Annotated in this window: 11 protein-coding genes; 1 reads left to right on the top strand and 10 read right to left on the bottom strand. The window is 71.3% G+C overall.

The annotated features are described in order from the left end of the window. Nucleotides 1–14: 14 nt before the first annotated feature. From BMZ92_RS22280 to eccD, 9 genes are all read right to left on the bottom strand, one after another. Entirely contained in the window at nt 15–332 is a 318-nt protein-coding gene (locus BMZ92_RS22280) for a hypothetical protein (RefSeq protein ID WP_091510894.1), read from the bottom strand. Then, nucleotides 325–777: a YbaB/EbfC family nucleoid-associated protein gene (locus BMZ92_RS22275; RefSeq protein ID WP_091510893.1), complete on the bottom strand. Its 453-nt coding sequence runs from the start codon at nt 775–777 to the stop codon at nt 325–327. The genes BMZ92_RS22280 and BMZ92_RS22275 overlap by 8 nt, the downstream gene beginning before the upstream one ends. A gap of 18 nt (nt 778–795) precedes the next feature. Beyond that, entirely contained in the window at nt 796–2550 is a 1755-nt protein-coding gene (locus tag BMZ92_RS22270) for a WXG100 family type VII secretion target (RefSeq protein ID WP_091510890.1), read from the bottom strand. Nucleotides 2551–2553: 3 nt separating this feature from the next. After that, nucleotides 2554–5631 carry a hypothetical protein gene (locus tag BMZ92_RS22265; RefSeq protein WP_091510889.1) on the bottom strand — a complete coding sequence of 1026 codons (3078 nt, stop codon included), beginning with the start codon at nt 5629–5631 and terminating at the stop codon, nt 2554–2556. A 24-nt stretch (nt 5632–5655) separates the two neighbouring features. Next, complete coding sequence (locus BMZ92_RS22260) at nt 5656–6102, bottom strand: hypothetical protein (RefSeq protein ID WP_091510886.1); 447 nt, start codon at nt 6100–6102, stop codon at nt 5656–5658. Nucleotides 6103–6171: 69 nt separating this feature from the next. Beyond that, nucleotides 6172–6468 (bottom strand): WXG100 family type VII secretion target, encoded by a 297-nt coding sequence (locus tag BMZ92_RS22255; RefSeq protein ID WP_091510884.1) that lies wholly within the window; start codon nt 6466–6468, stop codon nt 6172–6174. Nucleotides 6469–6513: 45 nt separating this feature from the next. After that, a complete protein-coding gene (locus tag BMZ92_RS22250) occupies nt 6514–6846 on the bottom strand; it encodes a hypothetical protein (RefSeq protein ID WP_091510881.1) in 333 nt (110 codons plus the stop codon). Between the two features lie 112 nt (nt 6847–6958). Beyond that, entirely contained in the window at nt 6959–8365 is a 1407-nt protein-coding gene (gene eccB / locus BMZ92_RS22245; protein ID WP_091510878.1) for a type VII secretion protein EccB, read from the bottom strand. Next, complete coding sequence (gene eccD, locus BMZ92_RS22240) at nt 8365–9789, bottom strand: type VII secretion integral membrane protein EccD (RefSeq protein ID WP_091510876.1); 1425 nt, start codon at nt 9787–9789, stop codon at nt 8365–8367. Before eccD ends, eccB begins: the two co-directional genes overlap by 1 nt. 136 nt (nt 9790–9925) lie before the next feature. On the opposite strand from eccD, the gene eccCa reads away from it, so the two are divergent. Continuing rightward, nucleotides 9926–13888 (top strand): type VII secretion protein EccCa, encoded by a 3963-nt coding sequence (gene eccCa / locus BMZ92_RS22235; RefSeq protein WP_091510874.1) that lies wholly within the window; start codon nt 9926–9928, stop codon nt 13886–13888. On the opposite strand, the gene mycP is transcribed toward eccCa, so the two are convergent. Further along, complete coding sequence (gene mycP, locus BMZ92_RS22230; RefSeq protein ID WP_091510871.1) at nt 13889–15070, bottom strand: type VII secretion-associated serine protease mycosin; 1182 nt, start codon at nt 15068–15070, stop codon at nt 13889–13891. Nucleotides 15071–15232: the final 162 nt, after the last annotated feature.

Genomic DNA, 15232 nt, shown 5'->3' with positions numbered 1-15232 from the left:
TCCCCCTCCCGATCTCACTGCTGCGAACGGTCGATCCGCTCGGCGTTGTCCTCGTCGACGCTCTGGAAGAGCTCCGAATCCTTGTCCAGGTCGTCGCTCACCTGGACGATCCCGTCCGCCGCGTCCTTGTTGTAGCCACGGGTTTCCCTCGCCGACGCGGCGTAGTTCTTCTCGAACGCCTCGCCGATGTCGTCCTTGCCCCAGCAGCCGTCGTGCCGGTCCAGCACCGCGTTCAGCTTTTCGACCGCCACGCTCAGGCGCCGTCCCGTGCCGCGCAGCGCCTGCGTTTCCCTGGCGAGCGCGGCGGGATCGAGGAAGAACTTCTCAGCCACCGTAGGTCTCCCCCGTGCGGCGGGCGGGTTTGCCGAGCACCCCGTCGTCGGCGACCCCGTTCAGCATCGGCGCCACCAGCGACTCGAGCACCTCGTTCACGTCCACCTTCCCGGTAGCCAGCCCCGCGATGTCGACGCCGGGCAGCGCGTCCGAGCCCATCAGCCTGCTCATCTTCTCGACCGACTGCGCGCGCCCCTGCCGCAGCGTTTCGACGATCAGGTGCGCGAGCTCCGCCGGTGCGATCGTGCGGTACTTCGACCCGTTGAACGCCATGTCGACCAGCTCGCCACGCCCGTCGAACGTCATCGACAGCGAACGGTCCTTCGCGTGGACCGTCGTGCGTTCCTCCTGCCACATCCGGCTCAACTCCTTGAGCCTGCGCTGTTCCTTCTCCAGCAGCGACATCGCGGCGTCCAGCTCGCCCTGCCCTGTCCAGTCGGCCATCGTCGTCTCCTTGCTGTCTCACTCGGGCTTGCCGAGCACGGGTGGTGCGCCGTCGTCGAAGTCCCACGCGCCGCGGTCGGCGCCGAGCGCGACGTCGTACTGCCGTTCGCCGTGGTGGTTCACCCCCGGCAGGTACGACAGCGGGGCCATCGGGTGCGCCCCCGCCGACGTGCCGGTCGCGCCGAACTGCTGTGCCGCGCCGAGGGGGTACGCCGGGGGCGGCTCGGCGAACGCGGGACGGATGGTGACCGGCGGGGCCCCGGGCCGCGCGGCCTCGACGGCGGCGACCGGGCGGACCTCCGCGGGGCGGTCGACCGGGGTGGCCGTGGCCCGGGCGGCTTCGGCTGCCGCGGGGCTCGACGGCACGGATGCGTGGACGGGCGTTGCCGCGGGGGTGTGGCCCGGGGTTGCGGCCAGGCTTTGGGTCGCGGTGCTTGGTGAGAAAGCGCTTGCTGGGGTTGGGGTGGGGTTCGGTGGCGTGGGGCCAGTGGTCGCGCCGGGAGTCGGCAGCGTGGAGCCGGGGGTCTGTGGCGTGGTTCCGGGAGTCGGCAGCGTGGAGCCGGGGGTCGGTGGTGTAGTGCCGGGGGTCGGTGGCGTGGCGCCGGTGGTCGCGCTGGCGCTGGGGGCCGGCGGCGGCGTGGGGGACGAAGCGGAAACGTAGGCCTTCGCCGACAGCGTCGAGGGTGGGTTCGGCGTCGGGGTGGACGAGCTGGTCGTAGTCGCCGACAGGGTCGTGACGTCATCGGCGGTCGCGGACAGGGTCGCCGCAGCGAACATCCGCAACTTGGGCTCAGCCGACACGGTCTCGGGCCGCTGGGCGTCCGAAGTGGACACTGTCGTGGGGCGCTCGCGGCGCTCCTCCCGTTCCTGTTTCCTGCCGAGGACCGGGGTGCTGCCCACGGCCTCCTCCGTGACGGTCGCCTTCAAGGGCGTGCGGCGCGGGCCGCCGACAGCGCCTGTCGCCACCGACAGTCCCCAGCCACCGCCCGTTGGTGAGAACACCGCCGGGGAGGCGCCAGCGGTCGACGCGCCACCGCCCGCTTCGGGCACACCGACGACGCCGGACTGCAGCACCTCGCCGGTCCCGTCCTGCGACGACGACCAAAAACCGTCGGAAGAATCCCACCGCTGCCAGAAACCGCCGGGGGTGAACGCCGTCGTCCCACCTGCGCCTGCGAACTGTTCAGGCAGCGGCCGGTGCAGCACCGGCGAAGCCACCAGCGTGTTGCCCTCACTGGTCTGCGTCGGGAGGTTCACGTCCTCCGGAGGGGCGGAGTGCGGCTGTCCACCGGGCAGCTCCGTGAGCGAAAGCCCGAGGTCCCGGTACGCCACGGCGAGGTCGTGCAGAATCCGCCGCGCGTCGGCGGTGAACTGCTGTTCCGACTCCGGGGTCGGCGGCGTGGCGGCACGGTGGTTCTGCAGGTCGCGCAACCGCTGCTGGGCGTTCGCGAGCGCGTCGCCGACCAGGCGCAACTGGTTGCCGTAGCCGGGTTCCCGCATGGACTGCAGCAGCAGCGTCACGTCGCCGGAGACCTCGTCGAGCACCTCGACGAACCGGTCCGAGCTGGTGCCCGTCCAGTTCTCCTGCACGGCGCGTGCCTGCGCGCGGAACTGGTCCAGCACCTCGCGCAACCGGTCCGCGGCGCGGTCGAACGCCGCGGCCTCCCGGTAGAACACGTCGGGCTGGACCTCGGTGAGCAACTGCACCAGCTGGTCGAACGTGAGCCGGTCCAGTGCGGGGTCGTCGATCGGGACGGTCGTGGGGTCGATCATCGATCAGCTCCGTCCGAGCACGGGCGGTGGCGGGGAATCGGAGTCCTCCTCCCACGTGTCCTTGTCGGCCTGCAGCCAGATCTGCGGTTCCCGCTCCCGGTTCTGCTGACCGCCCATCCCGGCGCCCATGCCCATCGGGGACATCGGCATCCCGGACGTCGCGGGCGTCATCGCGGACAGCGGGGAACTCGGAATCGCGGGCGTCGCCGCCTGGGCGAAGCTCGAGGTGCCTGGCACGGTGAGGCCCTGCTGTCGCGCCACGTCGGTGTCGAGGGTCGCCCCCAGGTGGCCGCCACCACCGACCCCGCCACCGCCGCCGGGTACGTCCGGAACACCACCGCCGCCGCCTGGCGCTCCGTCGAAGCCGGGCAGCCCGGAAATGGCCTGGTTGACGGCGTCCTCGGCGTCGTGCAGGGCGTCGGCGGTCGCGCCGGTGCCGTCGAAGCCGGGGATGTCCTCGATGGCCTTGTCGATGGCGTCCTGTGCCTGGTGCAAGGCGTCGGAAGTCGGGTTGCCCTGGCCTGACAGGAAGTCCTCGAGTTCGGAGGAGCCGCCGGTGAGGGAGTCGATCGCCTTGTCGGCGGCCTCCTTGGCCTGCTGCAACGCGTGGTCGCGCTGGTCGGCCGCCGTGCCGGGGTCGGCCAGGGAGCCGATGGCCTTGTCCGCCGCGTCCTTCGCCGCGTCCAGCGACTGCGGACCGTCCGAAGTGGACAGGCTGTCGAGCGCCTTGTCGGCTGCCGCCTTGGCGTCCTCGATGGCTTGGCGGCGGGTGGGGTCGTCGCCCGCTTGGCTGCCGAGGCTGTCGAGCGCCTTGTCGACGGCGTGCTTCGCGTCGGCGATGCTCGGGTGGCCGCCGTTCGCCGGGTTGGTGAGGCTGTCGATGGCTCGCTCGGCGGCCTTCTTGGCGTCGTCGAGGGCTTGTTGCCGGGCGGGATCGTCGGTGGCGCCGCCGGAGCCCGCGCCGCCGCCGTGGCCGGTGTCGCCGGTGCCGCTGCCGTGGCCGGTGTCGCCGGAGCCGGTGCCTGGGTCGGAGCCATTGCCCGCGCCGGTGCCGGGGTCGCCTGTGCCGGAACCGGTGCCGCTGCCGTCGGAGCCGGTGCCGTCGGTCGGGTTGCCGAGGCTGTCGATGGCCTGATCGGCGGCCTTCTTCGCGTCCTCGAGCGCCTTTTGCGCCTCGGGGCTCGTGCCGCCGGGACCGCCGGACTCGGTGGACGGGTTGCCGAGGCTGTCGATCGCCTGGTCAGCGGCCTTTTTCGCGTCGTCGTACGCCTTTTGCGCCTCCGGGCTCACGCCGCTCGACTCGGTCGCCGGGAGGCTCCCTCCGCCGCCGGAACCGGACGTCCCGCTCCCGGAGCCGGGCGTCCCGCCGCCAGTGCCGGATGTCCCGCCGCCGGTACCGGACGTGTCGCCACCGCCGGACGTGCCGCCGCCGGTGAGGCTGTCGATCGCCTTGTCGGCGGCGTTCTTCGCGTCCTGCAGGGCCTTCTGACGCTCCTTGTCGGCGTTGCTCGCGCCGTTGGAGCTGTTCGGGATCGACGGGACCGCGCCCGCACCGCCCGTGCCACCGCTACCCGTGTCGCTGCCCGTGTCACCGGCGCCGCCGCTGCCCGCACCGGTGTCGCCCGAGCCGGACGTGCCGCCGACGCCGGAATCTCCCGCGCCGCCGGTCAGTCCGTCGATGGCCTCGTCGGCCGCGTTCTTCGCGTCCTGCAGGGCCTTCTCACGTGCGGCATCGCCGGAGTCGCCGCCCGCACCCGAGCCCGTGCCTGAGCCGGAGCCGGTGCCCGCGCCGCCGCCCGCGGTCCCGTCCGCGCCCGCGGTGTCCCCGGCGCCACCGGCGAGGCCGTCGATCGCCTTGTCAGCGGCGTTCTTCGCGTCTTCGAGCGCCTTCTTGCGATCGGGGTCGTCGGTCTGGTTCGCCAGGTCGTCGATGGCCTTGTCCGCGGCGTTCTTCGCGTCGTTCAGCGCCTTGCCCCGGGCGCTGTCGTCACCGGAACCACCCGAGGCACCGCTCGAGCCGCCGGACTCCCCTGGGCCGCCGGACTCCGTCGCCGGGTTCCCGCTGCCGCCCTTCAGATCGTCGATGGCCTTGTTCGCCGCGTTCTTCGCGTCGTCGAGGGCCTTGTTGCGGGCGCTGTCGGATTTATCTTTCGAGGAAGAGTCTTTGCCTGAAGAATCGTCTGCGGAGCCATCTTGACCGGAAGAACCCGCGCCGGAAGAACCCGCGCCGGCAGAGTCCGAGTCGGAAGAATCCCCATCCGAAGAATCCGTGTCCGAAGAATCCGAGTCGGAAGAATCGTCGTCGCCGCCCTTCGAACCGTCGCCCTTCGAGTCGCCGGAGCTGTCGCCGGAACCGTCACCCTTCGAGCCGCCGGAACCGGCGCCGCCGGCCGGCGAGGACAGCGCGATGTGCAGCGCGCCGAGGTCCTGCCCGCGTTCGGAGTACTGCGTGCACAGGCTCTTCAGCAGCTCACGCAGCTTCTGCAGCAACGCCTTCTCGGACTCGTCGTGCGCGCGCTGTTGTGCGCCCGCGAGCCACACCAGCGCCTCGCCCGCGTGCGACGGGGCCGCGTAGATCATCACGATCGCGGCGGCCACGTTCGCCTTCTTGACCTCCTGCTCCTTGCGGTGCGCCTCGTCGACCGCGGCCCACCACTTCGCCGAGAAGTCCTGGATGGCGTGCCCGATGTTGCCGATCGTGGTGCCGTACTTCGTGTCGTTCAGCGTGTGCCAGAGCTGTTCGCTCTCGTTGAGGACCTTCGTGGCGTAGGTGTTGAAGGCGTCACCCGCTTCGCCCTGGAACGAGTCCTTGAGGCTCTTGATCTCCTTGCCGATCGCCTCGTTGATCTCGCCGAGCCGCTGCGTGGCCTTGTTCATGCTGGCTTCCAGCTTGTACCACGCCTCGGCGGTCTTGTTGCTGGACAGCCCGGCATGCTCCCCGTCCGCCGCGCCGTTGTGCGTGAGGTCCGCGGTCGCCGCGTCGATCTGCTTCCAGTCGGTGTACTGGTCGACGTCGAGCATCGGCGCGGACGAAACGTACGAGCCGACCGCGAGGTCGGCCGTGCTGGGGGTGTCAGCCATGGGGAAGTGTCCTCACCGAGGGGATCAGGCGGGCTTGAGCACGTCGTCGTACCCGTCGCCGTCCGAGTTGTTCTCCTCCGGCTTTTCCGGGCCACCGCTGAAGTTGTGCTGCTCGTTCTCCGTGTTCTGCGACAGCGAGGTGACGTCGCTGGAGATCGTGCTCTCCATCGTGTCGACGCGGGACTTGATCTTCCCCGCGTTGTCGCCGTCCGTGCTGGTGAAGTCCTCCGCGATCGCGGTGAGGTTGGTCTTGAGGTCGTTGAGCACGATCTTGAGCCGCTCGGCGTGGGCGACCACGCCGTTGCGCCGGTCGTCGACGACCCGTTCGAGCCACTGCGCCGTGTCGAAGTGCCCCGCGTTGGGCCACTGCGGTTTCAGCTCGTCGAACGCCGACATGTCGTCCATGATGGAGCCGAGCCGGTTCGCCGACTCCTTGATCGCGTCGCTGTTGAAAGCCGTCTTGTCGGACATGCTCGCTCCCGGATGCGTTGGTGGACGGGGAGAACCGTGCCGGGCCGGGGTGGCCGGCCCGGCACGCGGTCACAGCGCGAGGCTCTTGCTGCCGCGGCTGTCGGTCGACTTCATCCCGTCCGAGCCGTTCTGCAGCGCGGTCTTGGTGAGGTCGAGGTTCTGGTTGCTGCGCTCGAGTTCGGCCCGCAGGTCGTTGGCCGTGTTGTTGTAGGTGCTGGCCGTGCTGCCCTCCCAGGTGCCCATCAGCGTCTGCACCTGGTGCTGCAGGTCCTGCGTCTGCTGCTCGATCTCCTGCACCTTGCGCTTCATGACGCCGATGCAGTTCTCGATGACCGTGTAGTCGTAGGTGATCAGGCCGTCCGCCACGATGAAGTCCTTTCTGTACCGTCTGGATAAGCGCTTTCAGCGGGCTCAGCCGCCGAGGAACGACCCCACCGGCGAAACGGTGTTCATGATCGCCCTGGTGTTGTCGGTGTCCTGCATCTCCTGGTTGTTCGCCTCGGCCTTCATCGCCTCGGCCATCAGGTTCATGTTGTCGAGAACGACCTTCTTCACGTTCTCCTTCCAGGAGGTGTAGACCTGCTCGAGCGCCTTGGTCATCTGGCTGCTGCTGCCCTGCAGGGTGTTCTGCACCTCGACGTGCAGGTTCTCCAGCTGCTGCGCGATGTCCTGCGCCATGTCCACGTGGCGCTGCGCCTGCGCGTCGATCTGCGCCTTGTCGAATGCAGTGTTGCTGTGTGACACCGGTCTTTACCTCCCGGAAATTCGCGTCGTGCCCTACGTGGACCAAGTTATTGCGGACGGTCCGCGCGGCGACGGGAAATTCCCGCCGGAACGCGGACCTGAGGAAATCCCCTCAGGAAGCCGGTCCCTGGTTCTGCAACGCGGCCTGCATGCTCAGCACCGGGCCCGTGGGCAGCAGCGCGAGCAGCTCCGCGGGCAGCCGAACCACGTCGGAATCGCTGTACCCCAACGCCGCCATGGCGTTCGCGTCCGCGACCGGGAACCGCACGCCCGTGTCCGTCAGCAGGTACGCCGCTCCCGGCGTCGCGCCGGGAGCAGGCAGTTCCCTTGCCAGCACACCGGTTCCGCCCGGAATCACCACGCGGTCCGCCATCGTGCCCGCGACGTGCCGGGCGACCGGCATCGCATCGGAGTCCACTTGCGACTGTGCGAGCAGCTCGACGGTGGTGGCGTTCGCCTTCGGGTCGTACCGGAGGCAGGGCACCGTTCCGTTCGGCGGGGTCAGCAACTCCGGCGGCACCGGTGGCAGTCCGTCGCCGATGGTTCCCGTCGCGGGCACGCCGGTCAGCGCACCCGGGCCGACCTGGATCGGCGCCACCGGCCCGTCGTGGTACGCCTGCCTGGTCACGGGTGCGGCGAGGACGAGGGCCGCCGCGGTCCGGCTCAGCGGCACGAACCCGTCGCCGCGGACCAGGTACAGCTGGTCGGCGTCGATCGCCGGGTTGCGCACCTCGTACACCTGGCCGATCACGCTCGGCCGCCCGTCGACGACCGGCCCTGGCTGGCCCACCCGGCCGAGCTGGGGGACCGCGAGGTCCGGTCCGGCCGGGATCGGGTTGAGCCAGCTGGTCGTCACCGGCGTCGCGGGCACCCCGCCGTAGCCGAGCGCGTCCAGCGCCCACCGCTCCGGCACGCGGTGCCGCCTTCCCTGCCACAGCAGCCACGTCGCACCGTCTGGTGTGGACACGAGCAGTGCTTGCCCGGTCCCGAGCGGTGCGCTTTCCCGCTGCGCCAGCAGGACGGTCACGACGGGGGTGCCGCTGGGCGTGAGTGGTTGCTGGACGCAGACCGTCCACGCTCCGCTGGTGAGATTTCCCGCCGTCGGCACCGAATCGGGCGCGCCCGCGATGCCGATCGGTTGCCCCACCGGTGTTCCGGCCAGCGAGTTGCGCGAGACCGACACGACCGCGCCGCCGGAATTGGCGGCCACGAGCCGGGCCGAGGCGTAGTTGAGCACCGGGCGCAGCTGTCCGTCGAGGTAGACGTACCGCGCGCCGGTGCTCTTGTCCATCACGATGGTGCCGGCCTGCCGCCAGGACGTGTCGCCGCCGGGCACGAACAACCCGTAGATGCCGAACACCGCGACCAGCAACGCCGCGAGCAGGAACCCCATCACGACACCGGTGTTGAGCCTGCGGTTCGGGCTCTCCAGCCGGTCCGGGCTGCCGTGCGTCACGGCCGCCACGAGCCGGCCCACCACGAAGAAGTAGGCCTGTACCTGGTCCTTGCGCGACTGCATCAGCCGCTCAATCCCCGCACGAAGGCGTAGACGTGCAGCACCTGCAACAACACCGGCAGCACCGCCACCGCCGTCACCGACTCCAGGATGTCCACCGCGCGGCCCCAGTACGGCCGCAACCGCCGCCCCGGCAGGTAGTTGCCCAGCACGAGGAGCAGCACGCCGACGACCACAGCGGAGAACCACAGCGCGAGCAGCCGTTCAAGCAGGTCCTGCCCGACAGCGAGACGCAGCAGGTTCGCGACCACGGTCACGCCAGCGGGGACCAGGACCGCCCACCGCTGCACGATCCCGTCCGGGTGCCGGGACCGCAGGAACAGCAGGAACGCGATCACCAGGGACAACGCCATCAACCAGCCGTCACCGTCGACGACCAGCATCGGCAGCAACAGGGTCTGCGCGAGCCCCAGACCGACGTGCAGCGCCCGCGAGTAGCCCACCGTCGCGGCGCCGCGGTCGATGACGACCTGGTACGGCACGGGATCGATGTCCTCAGTGAGTTCGGCCGCGCTCGTCGGCAGCATCGGCAGCGTCAGCCCGGACAGCCGGAACGCCGTGGCGGGTACGAAGATCCCGGCCAGCAGCGTGACGACGAGGCCGATCGCGGCGGCCTGCTGCGGAGACGCGGGGCTGACCGAGCCGACCAGTCCCGGCACGACCAGTGCCGCGGTCGTGGTGATCCCGGCCGCGAACAACGCCGCCGAGTCGGCGACCGCGAGCAGGCCCAGTACCAGTGCCAGCAACGCACCCGCGGCACCGCACGTCAACGCCATCATGCCGGTCGCGACGGGGTCCATCATGAACACCAGCAGCACGCCGGACAGCGCGCCGTAACAGGCTGCGACTCCGGCGAGGATCGTCGCGACGACCGGTTCCGCCGCGCCCCTCGCCACCAGCGCACTGCCCGCGAGCAGCGCGAACGTCACGAACCCGCCGAGCGACGCGGTCAGCGCGTCCGCGCCCGCCCCCGCCAGTAGCGGGATCCCGAGCAGCAGCAACACCGCCGCCCCGATGCGCAGCATCACGCGCGTGCGCGCGGGCGTCCACGCGCCGGGGTGCTCCCTGACCTGCTCGCCCACGCCGTCGACCAGGTCGTCGTAGTCGATCGGCGCCAGCTGGTCGGCCCTCGGTCGCAAGTAGACGGTCTCACCGTCGAGCAGCCCGAGCTCGGCCGGGGTGCGGTCCTCGTCGAGCGGGGCTTCGCCGAGCCGTTGCACGACCCAGCCTTCGTGGTCGGCGCCCTGTTCCACCCATTCGGCGCCGAACTGCGGCAGTACCGCGGGCAGCAGTTCGGCCAGCGGTACCTCGACCGGGAGCGCCACGTCGATCGCGCGGCCGCCGAGGACGAACCGTAGCCTTCCCGACGCGGTTGTGCGATGCTGTGGACGTTCTCCGGTGGTGGGCAACTCCTTCGATACGGACATCCGGCGTCAGTGGTCCTTCCTGCCAGGGCTTGAGACCGCGACCCGTCCGGAAGCTAGCCACGCGGTCCCCTTCATCCGGGGTCCGGCGGGCGTGGTGACCGGGATCAGGGGAAGTCCACTCACCAAGGGAGAGCGCGTGAGCACGGTGCTGTTCACCCGGCGCGCCCGGCGCCCGAAGCCGCCTGCGCCCGCCGACGAGGTCGTGATCCAGGAGCCGCCCGTCGTCCCCGAGGACATCGGCGGCGGGATCAGCTCGGTGCTGATGTACGCGCCGATGGGGCTGGGCTCGCTGGCGATGGTGCTGATGTTCGTGCGCCCCGGCTCGGGCGTGCTCGCCTACATCGGCGGCGGGCTCATGGTGCTCTCCGTGATCGGCATGCTCGTCGTGCAGCTGCTGCGCAGTTCCGTGACCCACAAGCAGAAGCTGCACGGGCACCGGCGTGACTACCTGCGGTACCTGGCACAGCTGCGCGGCCGGGTGCGGCGTTCCCTGACCCAGCAACAACAGGCGGCGCGCTGGATCCACCCGGACCCGCGGTCGCTGTGGTCGCTCGCGCTCGGTTACCGGCTGTGGGAGCGGCGGCCCACCCACGACGACTTCGGCGAGGTCCGCATCGGTCTCGGCACGCAGCGCTCCGCCCTGCGGCTCGTGCCGCCGGACACCAAACCCGTCGAGGACCTGGAACCGTTGTCGGCACACGCCTTGCGCCGGTTCCTGCGCGCGTACTCGACGCTGCCGAACTCGCCGATCGCGGTCTACCTGCGGGGTTTCGCGCAGATCCAGTTCAACGGGGACGACGACGCCGTGCTCGGTCTGGTGCGGGCGGTGCTCGGGCAGCTCGCCACCGCACACGCGCCGGGCGACGTGCGGATCGTCGTGTGCGCGAGCGAGGACCGGCGTGACCGCTGGGACTGGCTGAAGTGGTTGCCGCACAACCAGGATCCGGAGAACCGGGACGCGGCGGGCCCGCGGCGGCTGGTCGCGGGGAGCGTCGCCGAGGCGGAGTCGATGCTCGGTGGGCGCGCCTTCACCTCCCGGCCGCGGTTCGAGGCGGGCAGCCCGGTCACCGCATCCGAGCCGTTCGTCGTGCTGTTGCTGGACGGCATCGCCGTCGCCGACGACCACCGCGCCGCCGACGAGGGCTACCGCAACGCGGTCGTGCTCGACGTCTCCGGCTGCCTGCCGTGGCAGTCCCGCCCCGGGGCGCTGTTCCTGGAGGTGGACGCCGAGCAGGTGAGCACGGTGTCGTTCGACCGCCTCGGCAAGCCCCACAGCCGTCCGCTGTGCCGCCCGGACAGCCTCAGCACCACCGCCGCGGCCGCGCTCGCGAGGACGATGGCGCGCTTCCGCATCGGCGAGGCGGCCGAGGCCGAGGAACCGCTGGCCGTGGACTACGACCTCGCCGGCCTGCTCGGGCTCGGTGACCTGCGCACGTTCGACCCGGTGAAGTACCGGCGCGAGCGGATGAACAGCAAACGGCGGCTGCGGGTGCCGATCGGCATCAGCGCGAGCGGTAAACCGCTGGAGCTGGACATCAAGGAGGCCGCCGAGGACGGCATGGGGCCGCACGGGATGTGCATCGGCGCAACGGGTTCCGGCAAGAGCGAGCTGTTGCGCACGCTCGTGCTGGCGATGGCGACCACGCACTCGTCGGAGGACCTGAACTTCATCCTCGTCGACTTCAAGGGTGGCGCCGCCTTCCTCGGGTTCGACCAGCTGCCGCACACCTCGGCGGTGATCACCAACCTCGCCGAGGAGCTGGAGCTGGTGGACCGCATGCAGGACGCGCTCACCGGCGAGCTGAACCGGCGCCAGGAACACCTGCGCGCGGCGGGGAACTACGCGTCCCGTCGCGACTACGAGGCCGCGCGGGCGCAGGGCGCGCAGCTGGAGCCGATGCCGGCGTTGTTCATCGTGATCGACGAGTTCAGCGAGATGTTGTCCAGCAAACCGGAGTTCATCGACGTGTTCGCGATGATCGGGCGGCTGGGCCGGAGCCTCGGCGTGCACCTGCTGCTCGCGTCGCAGCGGCTCGACGAGGGGCGCATCCACAAGGTGGAAACCCATCTGTCGTACCGGATCGGGCTGCGCACGTTCTCCGCGATGGAAAGCCGCAGCGTGATCGGGGTTCCGGACGCGTACGAACTGCCCAACAGCCCCGGGAACGGCTACCTGCGCCCCGACACGCAGACGCTGATCCGGTTCAAGGGCGCGTACTCGTCCGGGCCGTACCGCAGCAAGCGGCGGGTGCAGCACCGGGAATCGGTGGACCAGCACGTGGTCGCGTTCGGCACCGACTACGTGCCCCTGCCCGCGCAACCGGAGCCCGAGCCGGAACCCGTGGCGGAGCAGGAGGAAACCGAGGCGATGCTGGACGTGCTGATCGAGCGCCTGCGGGGCGTCGGTCCGCGCGCGCACCAGGTGTGGCTGCCGCCGTTGAAGCAGGCGCCAACGCTGGACCAGCTGTTGCCGCCGTTGGTCGACGATCCGGAGCTGGGCCCGCGTCCGGCGGGTGAGCTGCAGACGTCCACTTTGTCCGTCCCGGTTGGACTGGTCGATCTGCCCGCGCAGCAGCGGCGTGAGCTGTTGACTGCGGATCTTGCGGGCAGCAAGGGGAACGTGGCCGTCGTCGGTGGTCCGCAGAGCGGCAAGAGCACGTTGCTGCGTACGCTGATCAGCTCGCTGGCGCTCACCCACACCGCCGCCGAGGTGCAGTTCTACTGCCTGGACTTCGGCGGCACCCTCACGGCGTTGTCGAAGCTTCCGCACGTCGGCAGCGTGGCGAACCGCCTCGACCGCGACCGCGTGACGCGCACCGTGCTGGAGATGGTGAACCTGTTGGCGCGTCGCGAGGCGTTGTTCGCCAAGCACACCATCGACTCCATGGCCAGCTACCGCCGGGCTCGACGCGAGGGCCGGTTCCTCGACGAGGACCCGTACGGCGACGTGTTCCTCGTGGTGGACGGCTGGTACTCGATCCGGCAGGACTTCGAGGAGATCGAGGACCGGTTCAGCGAACTCGCCGCGCGGGGGCTGAGCTTCGGCATCCACCTGGTGATCGCGGCGAACCGGTGGTCGGAGATGCGGCCGTGGCTGCGGGACGTGCTGGGCACGCGGTTCGAGCTGCGGCTCGGCGATCCGGTGGACTCGGAGGTCAACAGCCGCGTCGCCGCGACCGTGCCCGCCATCCCCGGGCGCGGGATCACGACGGACAAGCTGCACTTCCTGACCGCGCTGCCCCGCATCGACGGCCACCAGGACAACGCGGATCTCGCCGACGCGACGATGGACCTCGCGGACGCGCTCGCCGTGCCGGGTGCGCCGAGGGCGCCGCAGGTGCGGCTGCTGCCGCACTCGCTCACCGTGTCCGAGCTGCCCGCGCCGACCGCGCCCGCGCCCGAGGCGGAGATGCGGATGCCGCTGGGCATCGAGGACGTCGCGCTTTCCGTGCAGTGGCACGACTTCGACGCGTCGCCGCACCTGCTCGTCTACGGGGACGCCGAGACGGGGAAGACGAACCTGTTGCGCCACATCGCCCGCAGCGTCGCGGCGCACCACGGCCCCGACGAGGCCCGCGTCATGTTCGGCGACTTCCGGCGCGAACTGCACGACTCGATCCCGCAGGAGCACCAGATCGAGTACGCCGTGAGCGCCGACGCGCTCGCCCAGTCGGTCACGAACGCCGCCGCCGCGTTGAAGAAACGCGTGCCGGGGCCGGAAATCCCGCCGAGCCGCCTGCACCGCCGCGACTGGTGGACGGGCGGGCGGCTGTACATCATCGTGGACGACTTCGAGCTGGCGGAGTCCGGGATGGGCGGCGGGCCGCTGGACCCGTTGCTGCCGCTGCTGCCGCAGGGTGCGGACATCGGCGTGCACCTGATCATCGCGCGCAGCACGTCGGGGGCGAGCCGGTCGATGATGAACCCGGTGATCCGGCGGCTGTGGGAGCTGGGAACGCCCGCGCTGCTCCTGTCCTGTCCCAAGGAAGAAGGCGCTTTCCTGGGTAACCTCCGACCGCGGACGCTGCCGCCGGGGCGGGCGCAGTTCGTCAACCGACGGCGGAACGTGCGATTGGTCCAGACCCCGCTGGCGGACTGATCACGGGCGGCGCTCGGCCGTCCTGGCCGGGCGCCAGCCCCGTCGCCGTCCTGCGGCCGACAGGCGGGAAACCATGACGGCGCCGGGGATCAGCACCACCAGCGCGAGGACACCGAGGATCGCCAGCACCGGCCCGACCTCGTCACGCACGGGCGCGGCGGCCGCGCGGGCCGGGGGCGGGGCGACGACCGTCGCACCCGCGGCGCCTTCCTCCGGCAGCACGGCGGTCACGGCGGCCTGGGGGTTCACCGTTCCCCAGCCCAGCGCCGGATCGGGCAGGGCGGCCGCCGGGTGGTTGGCCGTGACCTCCAGCCGGTGCCGCACCTGGGCCGCGCTCAGCTGCGGGTGGTAGGACCGCACGAGCGCGGCGGTGCCCGCCACGAACGGTGCGGCGTAACTGGTTCCGCTGCCCTGCCACTGGCCGGCACCGCGCGGCCCGACGCTCACCACGTCGACACCCGGCGCCACGAGCGCGAGGTACGGCCCGGTCTGGGAGAAATCCGCGTGCTGCCCGGTGGAGTCCACCGCGCCGACCGCGAGGACCGTGGGGTACGACGCCGGGTATGTGACGGGGTCGCCCTCCTGCGCCCCGTTCGCGGCGGACGCGACCACGACGACGTCGTGCGCCTCGGCGTACTGCACGGCCGCGGCGAGACCGGCGTCGGGCACGCTGGTGCTGGCGGACACGTTGATCACGCGGGCGCCGGCGTCCACCGCGCGCCGGATGCCGTTGGCGAGCGCGGTGGAGGTCAGGGTGCTGTCGGCGGGCGAGGTGACGCGGATGGGGAGGATCGTCGCTTCCGGTGCCACGCCGGTGAATCCCGTGCCGGGGGCGGGCGCGGCGGCGATGATCCCGGCGACGAACGTGCCGTGGCCGTAGCAGTCGTCGTCCGCCGTACCGCTGCCCGCGACGTCCGCACCGGGGAGGACGCGACCCGCCAACTGCGGCGTGTGGGCGTCGACGCCGGTGTCCACGACGGCGACGGTGATGCCCTGGCCCTTGGTGAGGTCCCAAACCCGCTGCGGCGCGAGTTGCCGCTGTGGCCAGGGGATGTCGGGGGCGGTGCCCTGGGGTGCGGGGAGGCAGCCGCCGCCCGGGGGCAGTGGCGTGGCGGCGTGCGCGGGCAGGGTGGGGCCGAGGGTGAGGGCGGCGGCGAGCAGCGCCGCGGGCAGGCGGCGCATGGCGCTGCCGGGGCGGCGGGGTGGGGTGTGTCGCGGGTGGGGGGTGGGGTCGTTGGTCCCGGTGTGCCCCGGGTTTCGCTGCGGGCGGCCGGTCGCGATGTGCGCTGGGTGCAGGGCGGGGTCGTCGGTTGCGGTGTGCCGCGGGTTCCGCTGCGGGCCTCC

It is taken from the genome of Amycolatopsis sacchari, assembly GCF_900114035.1.
Lineage (GTDB): Bacteria > Actinomycetota > Actinomycetes > Mycobacteriales > Pseudonocardiaceae > Amycolatopsis_E > Amycolatopsis_E sacchari.
The sequence above is the reverse complement of the archived record's forward strand: the minus strand, read 5'-3'. Positions and strand labels throughout refer to the sequence as shown.

Excerpts from the sequence above, each read along its gene's own strand:
- BMZ92_RS22275 (WP_091510893.1), bottom strand. The coding sequence starts at position 777 with ATGGCCGACTGGACAGGGCAGGGCGAGCTGGACGCCGCGATGTCGCTG.
- BMZ92_RS22270 (WP_091510890.1), bottom strand. The coding sequence starts at position 2,550 with ATGATCGACCCCACGACCGTCCCGATCGACGACCCCGCACTGGACCGG.
- BMZ92_RS22265 (WP_091510889.1), bottom strand. The coding sequence starts at position 5,631 with ATGGCTGACACCCCCAGCACGGCCGACCTCGCGGTCGGCTCGTACGTT.
- BMZ92_RS22260 (WP_091510886.1), bottom strand. The coding sequence starts at position 6,102 with ATGTCCGACAAGACGGCTTTCAACAGCGACGCGATCAAGGAGTCGGCG.
- eccB (WP_091510878.1), bottom strand. The coding sequence starts at position 8,365 with ATGCAGTCGCGCAAGGACCAGGTACAGGCCTACTTCTTCGTGGTGGGC.
- eccD (WP_091510876.1), bottom strand. The coding sequence starts at position 9,789 with ATGTCCGTATCGAAGGAGTTGCCCACCACCGGAGAACGTCCACAGCAT.
- mycP (WP_091510871.1), bottom strand. The coding sequence starts at position 15,070 with ATGCGCCGCCTGCCCGCGGCGCTGCTCGCCGCCGCCCTCACCCTCGGC.